The 608-nt window shown below is 28.8% G+C and carries 1 protein-coding gene; it reads left to right on the top strand.

Features of this window, described 5'->3' with window-relative positions; all coding sequences use genetic code 11:
• Positions 1-564: DDE-type integrase/transposase/recombinase (locus ON17_RS01985; RefSeq protein ID WP_017191831.1), on the top strand; the 564-nt coding region annotated here is incomplete at its 5' end.
• Positions 565-608: the final 44 nt, after the last annotated feature.

The raw sequence follows: 608 nt of genomic DNA, 5'->3' as shown, positions 1-608 counted from the left end.
AAAAAACCACCTCTTACGGATTTAAATTTATTACAAAATAATTTTTATGCTTCTGGACCTTATGAGAAATTATGTACTGATATTACTACTTTAATCTATGGTCCTCAATACGGAAAAAAACTTTACTTATCCGCGATTATGGATTTATATAACCGCGAAATTATTGCTTATACTATAGCTGATAAACAAGACCTGTCTTTGGTTATGCACAGTTTCGAACAGTTAAAACCGCTTCAAAAACCATGTCTATTTCATTCTGACCAAGGCAGCCAATATACTGCTAAAAGATTTAAAACTATTTTAAAACAAAAAGGTTATCAACAAAGTTTCTCCGATGTCGGTATTCCTTCTCAAAACGCTTGTATTGAGTCTTTTTGGGCTAATTTAAAAGGAGAAAAACTTTATTTAAGTAATTTAGAAAACACGAATACTAAACAGATGATGAAAATGGTGCATGAATACATTATTTTTTATAATCAAAAAAGAATGATACAAACTTTAAACTATGCTGCCCCGCAATTATTAAGCAAACCATTAAATAATCAACAAAGTCAACAAATTTAAATTTATAACTTTTATCAATTCCCTTCTTTTTTTTAAAAAGGAAG

It is taken from the genome of Poinsettia branch-inducing phytoplasma str. JR1 (assembly GCF_000309465.1).
Lineage (GTDB): Bacteria > Bacillota_I > Bacilli_A > Acholeplasmatales > Acholeplasmataceae > Phytoplasma > Phytoplasma pruni.
Note: the sequence above shows the minus strand (reverse complement) of the source record. Positions and strands in the feature narration are given on the sequence as shown.